The organism is Citrobacter sp. Cm046 (assembly GCF_030333065.1).
GTDB classification, from domain to species: domain Bacteria; phylum Pseudomonadota; class Gammaproteobacteria; order Enterobacterales; family Enterobacteriaceae; genus Citrobacter; species Citrobacter murliniae.
Genome location: NZ_JAOWGP010000042.1, coordinates 125,648 through 136,883, shown reverse-complemented (window position 1 = coordinate 136,883; position 11,236 = coordinate 125,648). Strand labels below are relative to the sequence as shown.

Genomic DNA, 11,236 nt, shown 5'->3' with positions numbered 1-11,236 from the left:
AACAAATAACCAAATGGACTAACTTGTTTTAGCTATAGTTATTAACAGCAAAAACGATTATCTAATCACATGAAATTAAAGAAAATAAAAAAGTTAACATCGATAAATAGCGCAATCAGGTGCTGAACGCCGTTTTAGTTAATGATAAAAAACGTACTTTCCGGTACCCTACGGCGGTTTTTCGTATCATTGAGAGCTAATCATGACCACCACCCTGTTTAAAGATTTCACCTTCGAAGCCGCCCACCGCCTGCCGCATGTACCGGAAGGACATAAATGTGGCCGCCTGCATGGTCACTCATTTATGGTGCGTCTTGAAATTACCGGTGAAGTCGATCCGCATACCGGTTGGATCATGGATTTTTCTGAGCTGAAAGCAGCGTTTAAGCCGACATACGATCGTCTGGATCACTACTACCTGAACGATATTCCGGGTCTGTCCAATCCTACCAGCGAAGTGCTGGCAAAATGGATTTGGGATGAGGTAAAACCTGTCGTCCCTCTGCTGAGCGCAGTGATGGTGAAAGAGACCTGCACGGCGGGTTGCGTCTATCGCGGCGAGTGATTTAATCGGATGTGTCAGCGGTCAACATTCCTTGTCTGACAGTCTGTTAGGGTTATGTGCTCTGGATATCTGGAGCACAACATGGCTGACGATTTCGATATTATTATCATCGGTGCAGGGATAGCAGGCACCGCTTGTGCTTTACGCTGTGCACGTGCAGGGCTGACAGTCCTGTTACTCGAACGCGGCGAAATTCCTGGCAGTAAAAACCTTTCCGGCGGACGTCTGTACTGTCATGCACTAAGCGAACTCCTGCCCAACTTCCAACAATCTGCGCCACTTGAGCGCCGCATTACCCAGGAAAACCTCACATTATTAACGCATAGTGGTGCAACGACATACTCCAGCCTGCAACCTGATGGAGACTCATGGACCCTGCTGCGCTCCCGTTTCGATCCGTGGTTTGTCGCTCAAGCACAGGCCGAAGGTGTGCAGTTTATCAGCGGTGTTACAGTTGAAGCACTCCATGTTGAAGATGGCAAAGTCTGCGGCATCATTGCCGATAATGAGAGTCTACGCGCCCGCTATGTGGTACTGGCTGAAGGGGCCAACAGCGTGCTGGCAGAACGGTATGGTTTTCTGCCGCGCCCTGCGACAAGTACGATGGCGCTCGGGATTAAAGAGACGCTGGCGCTGGATACACAGACGATCCAGGAACGCTTTCGACTGAACGGCAATGAAGGCGCAGCTATGCTGTTTAGCGGAGAGGTCTGCGGGGATCTGCCCGGCGGCGCGTTTCTTTATACCAATCAGCAAACGCTTTCATTCGGCGTCGTTTGTCCGCTATCTTCCATTGCACAGAGTGACATTCCAACAGCCGACATACTGACGCGGCTCAAAACGCACCCAGCGCTCCATCCCCTGCTAAGAGACAGCGAAACACTGGAGTATGGCGCACATCTGGTGCCGGAAGGTGGTCTGCACAGTATGCCGGAGCGATACGCTGGAGAAGGTTGGCTACTGGTGGGCGATGCGCTGCGCAGCTGCGTCAATACTGGTTTTTCCGTACGTGGTATGGATATGGCGCTCATCGGTGCTAAGGCGGCAGCACAAACGCTAATCAACGCCTGTCGGAAACCAGAGCAGCAAAACCTGTTCCCTGCCTATCATCAGGAAATTCAACACAGCCTGCTTTGGGATGTTCTGCAACGCTACCAGCATGTTCCCGCATTGCTGCAACGCCCCGGCTGGTATCACCAGTGGCCTGCGCTTATGCAGGCCATTTCTCATGAAATCTGGGAACAAGGGAATCATCCTGTTCCCCCTCTGCGTCAGATCGTCTGGCGTCAGTTTCGTCGTCACGGCCTGCGTCATCTGGCTGGCGATATTATCAGGAGTTTACGATGTCTGTAGCCCGTAATATCTGGCGTCCCACCGACGTTGCACATATCGTTCCAGCTCCCGCCGTCGACAGAGACATGGCGGAACTGCTGATCAAAACATGTCCCGCTGGACTGTTTTCCCTTACGCCAGAAGGTGAACTGCGTGTCGATTTTCGCGGCTGCCTGGAGTGTGGGACCTGTCGACTGTTATGCGATGAAAAAACGCTGCAACAGTGGCGCTACCCTGCATCTTCATTTGGCATCACTTACCGCTTTGGTTAATTTATAAGGATAATCTATGCCTCTGTTACATCTGCTCCGCCAGAATCCGGTGATCGCCGCCGTGAAAGATAACGCCAGTCTGCAATTAGCCATCGATTCCGATTGCCAGTTCATCTCCGTTCTCTACGGTAATATTTGCACCATTAGCAACATCGTAAAGAAGATAAAAAATGCCGGTAAATACGCCTTTATCCACGTAGATCTGCTGGAGGGAGCATCGAATAAGGAGGTCGTGATCCAGTTTCTGAAGCTGGTCACCGAAGCGGATGGCATCATTAGTACTAAAGCGCCAATGCTGAAAGCGGCGCGGGCGGAAGGTTTTTTCTGCATCCATCGCTTGTTTATTGTCGATTCCATCTCTTTTCACAACATTGATAAGCAGGTGGCACAGTCGAATCCGGACTGTATTGAGATCCTGCCTGGTTGTATGCCAAAAGTGCTGGGCTGGGTGACAGAAAAAATACGCCAGCCGCTGATTGCCGGAGGTCTGGTATGTGATGAAGAGGACGCTCGCAACGTGATGAAAGCCGGTGTGGCGGCGCTTTCGACCACCAACACCGACGTCTGGACGCTGGCAAAAAAACTGAATTAAGTTTCTGCGCAGGCTGCCAGCGCCTCAAGCACCGGTAGCCAGTCGTCAATAATCCCTACATCCGCCTGTGAGAAAACAGGCGCACTGGAGTCATTATTTATCGCCACAACAAAACGACTCTGCCTTACTCCAGCCATCAACGCCGCCGCGCCGGATGCGCCAGCCACAATACAGACATCCGGCGAAAGCAGATGCCCCGATATGCCAATCACGCGCTCTGCATCAAAACCGCCGTTCATCACCCGCGCACGGCTGTACCCCACCTCGGCACGAATTCCCTGCCCCAGAGCGGTAATTTTATCCGCACCAACCTCACTTCCACCCTGCCCGACCACCAGCACACGATCGGCCTGCAGCAGAGGATGCGTGCTGACGTCATTTACGCTCTCCACCTCATCCAGCCAGTCAGGCAGCACTGTAGGCATAATGTGATGTTCTACCATCAAAGGAAGGGAATGACCTGAATTGTTCATCTCTGCTTGTCGTGCCAACGACAGGCACAAGGGACGCTTGTTGATTTGCAATGTTGCCGTCAATGCATTCCCCCAGTGCGATTTGATCACTAGTCCTTGTTGTGCATCCAGAGTCTGTACCTGGCAAACGCAGCCGCCGTGCAGGCGCCAGGCCAGTCGTGTCGCCAGCTCGTCGCCCAATGGCCCTGCCGGAAAAACCAGGATCTCGACAGGCGTCAGCAGCCACTGTGCCGCCAGTGCGTCCAGCACCTGTTCCGCCACATCCGCAATTGGCTCGATAATCCAGCGTTCCAGCTCCTCCACACTGAGGTCATTCGCCGCCAGCCATCCAGCCAGAGCATCACTCTCAAGAGAGTTCGTAATAATCGCTATCTTCATGGCTGCATCCTCTGACACAAATAGTCCTGCCATAATATGCGGGCTTTTTCCTGCGTTGTTGCGCCGTCGATAATGGTGGCGTTACGCCGTTGTTCTGGGCGCGCCAGCTTCTGGCACTGAACTATTGGGGTTTTATCGGGGACGGCGGGCTGGCGAACAATCTCAGCTTTTGACGCCGCCAGACGCTGACGCATCCCCGGTACGGGTAGTGCCATTTCCCCACACTGCCTGACGGCAATCACCGCCGGAAGCCGCACCCGACAACGGCGAAGCCCGGTTACGGTTCGCTGGTCAATCACAATAAAAGGCTGTTCGAGCGTAAAACGTTCTACCTGAGTGAAGCAGGGCCACGCCAGCATTTCAGCCACCAGAAACGGCGTCTGCCCGTTTTGCCCTTCGCTACTCTGACAACCAGTAATAATCAAATCCGCACCGTGATCGCGCTGCCAGCCAGCGATCTGTCGGGCAATGAATTCCGCAGCAAAGCGCAGATCCCCAGAGGCCTCCAGCAGCACTGACGTATCAAAACCCAACGCAGCAAAATAACGTAGCCAGTGGATCACCCGTTCATCACCAATGCTTAACGCAGTCAACGCCATATTGCAGCCATCACGACGCTGCGCCAGCAGCAGCGAAGCTGCCGCCTGCTCATCTGCGCCGGGTGAACAGCGCAGCATGGCGGTATCGGGACCAGATACCCCTGCCGTCGCGGCCAACCAGTCTTTTTCCGCCAGCATCCCCTGATCCGGTTCCGCCTTAAATGCTAACAGTATGTTCATTCGCGCCTCCCTGTCTTTTGTCCACGTTCCCGGCAACCGCCAGCGACAAAGCCTTCGTTTCTGGGGCCCAGAGCCAGGTCACGCCAAACCCAATCAGTAATACGCCTGTCAACAGTAACAATGTTGTCTCCATTCCCCATTGTGCAAGCGTCCAGGGTAACAGGCCGGTACTGATAGCTGCGCCAAGTCGGCTCATCGCGGTGGCGAACCCAACCCCCAGCGAACGGATATCCGTCGGAAAACTTTCAGCAGGCAGAATTCCCACTAAATTACTGACAGCGGATATCATTGTGCTGAACAGCACAAATAACATCAGCGTAAAAGAGCTACCTGAGGGTAAAAAAGCCATCGTGAAAAGCGTTGCCGCCAGCAGCAAAAAGCTCCAGAGCAGGAACTTTCGGTGAGTCAGCAGATGCGTCAATAGCAGCCCTAACAAAGAACCAGCAATCAGCAACGTATTCAACAGCAGACTGGCAGTCAGCGCATCTTCAAGACCGATAGTCTGAGCAATCGTGGGCAGCCAGGTGTAGATAACAAACCACGGGATCACCAGACAGACAAAGAACACGCTGTTAAAAACAGTTCGCCGCCAGTAGCGGGCAGAAAACAGCGTTTTGATATGCTTACCAGACGGCGTCGCCACTTCATCACCCAGCAGCACGTGCGGGCCAAAGTAGCGACTCACGATAGCATGAGCTTCGGCGAAACGCCCCTGGCGCAGTAACCATCGTGGCGATTCCGGCGTTCCCCAACGTAACAGTGTAATCAGCAATGCAGGCAATGCCGCCGATGCCAACAACCAGCGCCAGGCCTCGGGGCTTTCCAGAATAAAGTGGTGACCAACCAGGCTTGCCAGCACGTAGCCAATGGTCCATACCACACTGAATGCACCCAGCAATACCCCACGATGTCGACGCGGCGAAAACTCAGCTAACAAGGTATGACCTACAGAGTAATCGCCCCCCAGCCCGATACCAACCAGGATCCGCAGGGTAATAAGCTGTTCCGGCGAGGTCACGAAAAATTGTAAAAAAGAAGCGATAGTGATCAGCACAAAGCTAAAAGTGAATATCTTCTGGCGGCCTAAGTGATCGGACACCCATCCCAACACCAGACTGCCAAGAAACAGCCCGAGCAGCGCCGAACCGCCAATCATCCCGGTCATAAACGGCGTCAGTTGCATCGCGGGTGTTAACTGAATAATGGCGTAACCGACGACGCCAAGCACATAGCCGTCGGTAAGGTGAGCACCAAAGGTCAACGCGGCAATACGACAGTGAAAACCGTTAAGCGGTAAATCGTCCATTCGCACCGGTGAAGTGTTCATTTCCACTCCTTCATCGTCCGGTATAAAAACGGCTTCCCGGTTGAGAAGCCGTTTGGTGCCTATTTTTCAATCGGATAGATCGTTCCCATGTTCATAATACCATTCGGATCAAACTGACGTTTGAGACCTTCCATCAGCGGCCACGCGCTACCATGTTCCAGTTTGCTCCAGTGAACGCGGTGCTTACCAATACCGTGATGATGCACCATTGAACCGCCCAGACGGATCGTCTCTTCGCAGATGATCTTATTGAGCGGGTTATGGTACTTATCAATCTCCTCTTCAGGCTTACAGTCCACTACGTTGTAGTCATAAACAAAGTACATGTTGGTACCGTTAATATAACTGTGAGAAGAGTGACCACCCAGCATGGTGATATCGTCCGCATGCGGAAACTCATTACGGATACGATTGAGTACATTTTCATAGATTTGATGGATGCAACTCCAGCAACCGGAGACTTCCGTGGTGAACCCCATGTTTCCGGTTTTCAGGATCTGCACACGTTCGGCGGCCACTTTCTCTGGCCCCCAGTTCAGATGATTAAACCAGTTTTCAATAAGCTTACTGTCCACACGCTTGCACTGCGGGTAACGCGCCACGATCTCTGCAATACCTTCGCCAGTCGCGCGCGCCAGCCGCGGATTACCCTCCGCCATAAAGATCAACACGCATTTTCCATCAGCAAAATGGGTAAAGTGCTGGGTACCATCCTCTGCATCGTACAGGCGCGCAATGGAGGGACGGTATCCTTCCACCATCACTTCACGCAGTATGTCGAAGCCGGTTTTCATATCATCCAGTACGTAGCCGTAGTACAGGTTGTTCTCTGGAGTAAATTTGAAGATTTTCACCGTCACTTCAGTGATGTAGCACAGCGCCCCTTCATTACCGATAATAATGTGACGAATATCAGGCCCCGCAGCACGACGCGGTACGTTCTTTATACGGGTTACTGTACCGTCCGCCAACACAGCTTCCAGCCCCACCACCATATCTTCAATCGCGCCGTACAGCGTGGAGAACTGCCCGATGCTACGAGTAGCAACCAACCCCCCCATTTGCGCCAACGGCTTAGACTGCGGAGAGTGCCCGGTGGTATACCCCTTTTCACGCAGCGCATTTTCCAGAATCTCAAGAGGTACGCCGCATTGTGCAGTAGCCTGCATGTTCTCAATATCAATATTCAGGATCTGGTTCATCCCGGCACCATCCAGCACCACGGAATCTTTAACAACAGTTTCCAGGCCCCCCTCAGTTGCGGATGCGCCGGTGCGCGGCACCCCATTGATTTTATGCTGATTCATAAACTGCAGAACGCGAGAAACTTGCTCCGTCGAACCGAGTTTTACAACTGCTGCCGGAATAGGTAGTGTGTAAACGCCGTGGATATCCGCATATTTACGAAAACGGTCAATACTGTTTTTCTTTAATACGGTTTCATCGGTAATTACACTATCAGCCCCAACAATTTCCTTTAACTGGTCAACAATCGCATCGCGAGATAAAGACATAGCCATTCCTTCCTGATAATTAATACGGAATAATTAATAAAGACAGAAACCACCTGCCAGGTATCAGCGAACTAAATAACCACCATCAACGACCAGTAAATGACCGTTAACATAATTAGAAGCCTGGCTGGCCAAAAATATTGCCGCCCCCATTAAATCCTGGGTGTCACCCCAACGATTGGCCGGGATGTGATCCAGTACACGCTGATTCGTTTCCGGATTACTGCGTGTAGCCAATGTAATATCTGTTGCATAATAACCTGGAGCAATACCGTTCACCTGAATATTATACTGACCTAATTCATCGCAATACGCTTTGGTAAAACCAGCAAGCGCATGTTTAGTAGCCGAATAAGCCGGAGACCATTGTCCACCAAGGTAAGAAAACAAGGAGCAAATATTGATAATTTTACCGCTATTTTGTGGAATCATAATTTTTGCGGCTTCGTAGCTCAATTCAAATGCTGCTGTCAGGTTGACATCAATCATCGGGTCCCAGTCCGCACGCCCAAAGTCCAGAACCTTATTCAACTTACAAATCCCGGCATTATTCACCAGAATATCGACAGTCCCAAAACGCTCGCAGCAGGCGGCGATTATCTTCTGTGGCGCACCTTTTTCGGTGATATCCACCTGCATAAATTCAACTTCAACCCCCTGTTTTTCAATAATTTCTTTTGTCTCACCATTATCTTTTACAAAGCTTGGAATAAACAGGTTAGCCCCGGCTTTTGCCAGTGCCATCGCAAAGGCCTGGCCCAGCCCGCTGTTCCCCCCTGTCACAATTGCCGTTTTCCCTTTCAGGGAGAAAAAATTCATTGAGAATGCGTTGAGAGATTCGATCGACATAGTTAGCTCCAAATTCTTTTAGGCAAAAAAAAAGAAAGGCAACTTCCCCTGCAAGAGGGAAGTCACCTTTCTCATTATCTCTGGTAACATGGATAAGGTTTTATCACAGGGATAAAATATCAAACGTGATCAATATCACAGATGTTTAGTTCATTTTTCCATTATAGCAAAAAACAAGAATCGTGATTATTCTCACACTATAATAACTTCTTCCATGTTATTTCTAAACGCAATTACTAGAGACCTGAGAAAAGTAATCCTCCTGAAAAGGCGGCTTACTTTTCTCTTTTTTTTGTCTATTGAAGATAGGGATTCGATATGCAACAAAATTCATATCGCCGTTGGATAACTCTCGCTATTATTAGTTTTAGCGGAGGTGTCAGTTTTGATTTAGCTTATTTACGTTATATATATCAAATCCCAATGGCAAAATTTATGGGATTTAGTAATACCGAAATCGGGCTAATAATGAGTACCTTCGGCATTGCCGCTATTATTCTATATGCTCCCAGCGGCATTATTGCTGATAAGTTCTCTCATCGCAAAATGATTACCTCAGCAATGATCATTACCGGATTACTTGGACTGGTAATGGCAACTTTTCCTCCGCTATGGGTCATGCTCTGTATTCAGGTAGCGTTCGCAATAACAACCATTTTAATGCTGTGGTCAGTCTCGATTAAAGCCGCTTCTCTGCTGGGTGACCACAGTGAACAAGGGAAAATAATGGGCTGGATGGAAGGACTGCGCGGCGTCGGCGTGATGTCACTGGCAGTCTTTACCATGTGGATCTTTTCTCGATTTGCGCCGAACGACAGCGACAGTCTGAAAGCTGTGATCCTGATTTACAGCGTTGTTTATATCCTGCTGGGCATTTTGTGCTGGTTCTTCGTTAGCGACGGTAACAATCACATCAACGCCGCTAAAGAAGAAAAACAAGCATTCCAGCTCAGCGATATTCTGGCGGTGTTACGAATTAGTACCACCTGGTATTGCAGCATGGTGGTTTTTGGCGTGTTTACCATCTATGCCATCCTCAGTTATTCCACCAACTATCTGACCGAAATGTATGGCATGTCTCTGGTCGCTGCGAGTTACATGGGGATTGTGATCAACAAAATTTTTCGTGCTATCTGTGGTCCTTTGGGCGGCATCATTACTACTTACAGCAGAATTAAATCTCCCATACGCGTGATTCGACTGCTCGCTATTGTCGGGGCAGTGACGCTGATTGCATTGCTGGCAACCAACTCAAATCCACAGTCCGTCGTCATGGGGATTGGTCTGATCCTGCTGTTAGGTTTCACCTGTTATGCCTCACGAGGACTTTACTGGGCCTGTCCTGGCGAAGCCAGAACGCCGACTTACATTATGGGTACCACCGTGGGTATCTGCTCGGTTATCGGTTTCCTGCCAGACGTTTTTGTTTATCCGATCGTGGGTCACTGGCAGGACACTCTCCCTGCAGCAGAAGCCTATCGCAACATGTGGCTGATGGGACTGACGGAGCTTTGCATCGTCATATTCTTTACCTTTTTACTGTCTCGCAAAATCCGTATTACCAACAGCACACCGGAAAAGATGACATCACTGGCCGCAGAAACCTCCGGCGAGTGAGGATGGAAAATTAAAGGAGAATGACAATGTCGAAGAAATACATCATTGGAATTGATGGTGGAAGTCAGAGTACGAAGGTTGTGATGTACGATCTGCAAGGGAATGTCATTTGCGAGGGCAAAGGGCTGTTGCAGCCTATGTATACTCCGGATGCTGATACGGCAGAGCATCCCGATGACGATCTGTGGACCTCTTTATGCTTCGCTGGGCGAGAGTTGATGAGTCAGTTTTCGGGAGACAAAAATGACATTATCGGGATTGGACTGGGATCTATTCGCTGCTGTCGTGCTCTACTGAAAGCAGACGGAACACCTGCCGCACCGCTGATTAGCTGGCAAGATGCGCGTGTAACCCGTCCCTATGAGCACATCAATCCCGATGTGGCGTATGTCACCTCATTTTCAGGTTATCTCTCACATCGTTTAACAGGCGAATTTAAAGATAATATCGCTAACTATTTTGGTCAGTGGCCGGTGGATTACAAAACATGGGCATGGAGCGACGATCATGAGGTGCTGAAGAAGTTTAATATCCCGCGCAAGATGCTGTTTGATGTTCAAATGCCGGGAACAATACTTGGGCATCTTACTGAAGAAGCCGCACAGGCAACAAACTTCCCTGCCGGGTTGCCCGTGGTTTGCACTACCAGCGATAAGCCGGTAGAGGCTCTCGGTGCCGGACTGCAGGACGACGATACTGCGGTTATCTCATTAGGAACCTATATTGCTCTGATGATGAATGGCAAAACGCTGCCAAAAGATCCTGTTGCGTACTGGCCTATTATGTCTTCAATTCCAGAAATCCTGATTTATGAAGGCTATGGCATCCGCAAAGGCATGTGGACGGTCAGTTGGCTGCGCGATATGTTGGGTGAATCACTGATTCAGGATGCCAAAGCGCAGGATCTTTCACCAGAAGATTTGCTGAACAAAAAGGCCGCCTGTGTACCGCCAGGCTGTAATGGCCTGATGACTGTTCTGGACTGGCTTACCAACCCCTGGGAACCGTTTAAACGTGGAATTATGATCGGCTTTGATTCCAGCATGGATTACGCATGGATATACCGTTCTATTCTGGAGAGCGTTGCGCTGACGCTGAAAAACAATTACGACAACATGTGCAATGAAAGGGAGCACTTTGCAAAACATATCATCGTCACTGGCGGAGGTTCAAACAGCGATCTGTTTATGCAGATCTTTGCCGATGTTTTCAACCTCCCCACAAAACGTAATGCCATTAACGGCTGCGCGAGTCTGGGAGCAGCGATTAACACAGCGGTAGGATTGGGGTTGTACCCAAACTATGAGACGGCGATTGAAAAAATGGTACGGGTTAAAGATGTATTCATGCCGATAGAGAACAATGCCAGGCGCTATGAAGCACTGAACAAAGGGATCTTCCGCGATTTAACACAACACACTGATGTGATTTTGAAAAAATCGTATGAAGTACTGCATGGTAATCTGGGTAATGTCGACTCAATTCAAAGTTGGTCAAACGCGTAATTTGCCCTTTCATGCCTGATGACGGCATAAACG

General features: G+C 50.0%; 10 protein-coding genes and 1 pseudogene. 6 read left to right on the top strand and 5 right to left on the bottom strand.

The annotated features are described in order from the left end of the window. Window positions 1-202 precede the first annotated feature (202 nt). The 4 genes from queD (at window position 203) to OGX98_RS14865 (ending at window position 2,761) form a co-directional block, all read left to right on the top strand. Window positions 203-565: a 6-carboxytetrahydropterin synthase QueD gene (queD, locus tag OGX98_RS14880; RefSeq protein WP_045446818.1), complete on the top strand. Its 363-nt coding sequence runs from the start codon at window positions 203-205 to the stop codon at window positions 563-565. 81 nt (window positions 566-646) lie between these two features. Continuing rightward, entirely contained in the window at window positions 647-1,918 is a 1,272-nt protein-coding gene (locus OGX98_RS14875) for an FAD-dependent oxidoreductase (protein WP_048220662.1), read from the top strand. Beyond that, the gene (locus OGX98_RS14870) at window positions 1,909-2,169 is read left to right on the top strand and encodes a ferredoxin family protein (protein ID WP_045446823.1); all 261 of its coding nucleotides are present in this window, start codon (window positions 1,909-1,911) and stop codon (window positions 2,167-2,169) included. Before OGX98_RS14875 ends, OGX98_RS14870 begins: the two co-directional genes overlap by 10 nt. A 16-nt stretch (window positions 2,170-2,185) precedes the next feature. Then, window positions 2,186-2,761, top strand: coding sequence for a glycerol-3-phosphate responsive antiterminator (locus OGX98_RS14865; protein ID WP_045446827.1), 576 nt, complete (start codon window positions 2,186-2,188; stop codon window positions 2,759-2,761). Here OGX98_RS14865 and OGX98_RS14860 read toward each other — a convergent pair. From OGX98_RS14860 to OGX98_RS14840, 5 genes and pseudogenes are all read right to left on the bottom strand, one after another. Continuing rightward, window positions 2,758-3,612 (bottom strand): electron transfer flavoprotein subunit alpha/FixB family protein, encoded by an 855-nt coding sequence (locus OGX98_RS14860; RefSeq protein ID WP_045446830.1) that lies wholly within the window; start codon window positions 3,610-3,612, stop codon window positions 2,758-2,760. The two genes, OGX98_RS14865 and OGX98_RS14860, sit on opposite strands and share 4 nt — an antisense overlap. Continuing rightward, window positions 3,609-4,391, bottom strand: a complete 783-nt coding sequence (locus tag OGX98_RS14855; protein WP_045446833.1) for an adenine nucleotide alpha hydrolase family protein — start codon at window positions 4,389-4,391, stop codon at window positions 3,609-3,611. Before OGX98_RS14855 ends, OGX98_RS14860 begins: the two co-directional genes overlap by 4 nt. After that, a pseudogene (locus OGX98_RS14850) lies at window positions 4,369-5,768 on the bottom strand (MFS transporter); the annotation flags it as partial. The pseudogene OGX98_RS14850 and the gene OGX98_RS14855, both read right to left, overlap by 23 nt. Window positions 5,769-5,777: 9 nt before the next feature. Beyond that, the gene (locus tag OGX98_RS14845) at window positions 5,778-7,232 is read right to left on the bottom strand and encodes an FAD-binding oxidoreductase (RefSeq protein ID WP_045446839.1); all 1,455 of its coding nucleotides are present in this window, start codon (window positions 7,230-7,232) and stop codon (window positions 5,778-5,780) included. Between the two features lie 63 nt (window positions 7,233-7,295). Next, window positions 7,296-8,081 carry an SDR family oxidoreductase gene (locus tag OGX98_RS14840; protein WP_016154226.1) on the bottom strand — a complete coding sequence of 262 codons (786 nt, stop codon included), beginning with the start codon at window positions 8,079-8,081 and terminating at the stop codon, window positions 7,296-7,298. A gap of 318 nt (window positions 8,082-8,399) precedes the next feature. Between OGX98_RS14840 and OGX98_RS14835 the strand changes: the two genes are divergently transcribed. Then, entirely contained in the window at window positions 8,400-9,698 is a 1,299-nt protein-coding gene (locus OGX98_RS14835; protein ID WP_286595467.1) for an MFS transporter, read from the top strand. Window positions 9,699-9,724: 26 nt separating this feature from the next. Next, window positions 9,725-11,203, top strand: a complete 1,479-nt coding sequence (locus tag OGX98_RS14830) for an FGGY-family carbohydrate kinase (protein ID WP_048220659.1) — start codon at window positions 9,725-9,727, stop codon at window positions 11,201-11,203. The last annotated feature ends 33 nt before the right edge of the window (window positions 11,204-11,236 follow it).

What these genes read in the sequence shown, in the direction of transcription:
- OGX98_RS14835 (WP_286595467.1), top strand. Translation starts at nt 8,400, where the DNA reads ATGCAACAAAATTCATATCGCCGTTGGATAACTCTCGCTATTATTAGT.
- queD (WP_045446818.1), top strand. Translation starts at nt 203, where the DNA reads ATGACCACCACCCTGTTTAAAGATTTCACCTTCGAAGCCGCCCACCGC.
- OGX98_RS14860 (WP_045446830.1), bottom strand. Translation starts at nt 3,612, where the DNA reads ATGAAGATAGCGATTATTACGAACTCTCTTGAGAGTGATGCTCTGGCT.
- OGX98_RS14865 (WP_045446827.1), top strand. Translation starts at nt 2,186, where the DNA reads ATGCCTCTGTTACATCTGCTCCGCCAGAATCCGGTGATCGCCGCCGTG.
- OGX98_RS14840 (WP_016154226.1), bottom strand. Translation starts at nt 8,081, where the DNA reads ATGTCGATCGAATCTCTCAACGCATTCTCAATGAATTTTTTCTCCCTG.
- OGX98_RS14870 (WP_045446823.1), top strand. Translation starts at nt 1,909, where the DNA reads ATGTCTGTAGCCCGTAATATCTGGCGTCCCACCGACGTTGCACATATC.
- OGX98_RS14845 (WP_045446839.1), bottom strand. Translation starts at nt 7,232, where the DNA reads ATGTCTTTATCTCGCGATGCGATTGTTGACCAGTTAAAGGAAATTGTT.
- OGX98_RS14875 (WP_048220662.1), top strand. Translation starts at nt 647, where the DNA reads ATGGCTGACGATTTCGATATTATTATCATCGGTGCAGGGATAGCAGGC.
- OGX98_RS14830 (WP_048220659.1), top strand. Translation starts at nt 9,725, where the DNA reads ATGTCGAAGAAATACATCATTGGAATTGATGGTGGAAGTCAGAGTACG.
- OGX98_RS14855 (WP_045446833.1), bottom strand. Translation starts at nt 4,391, where the DNA reads ATGAACATACTGTTAGCATTTAAGGCGGAACCGGATCAGGGGATGCTG.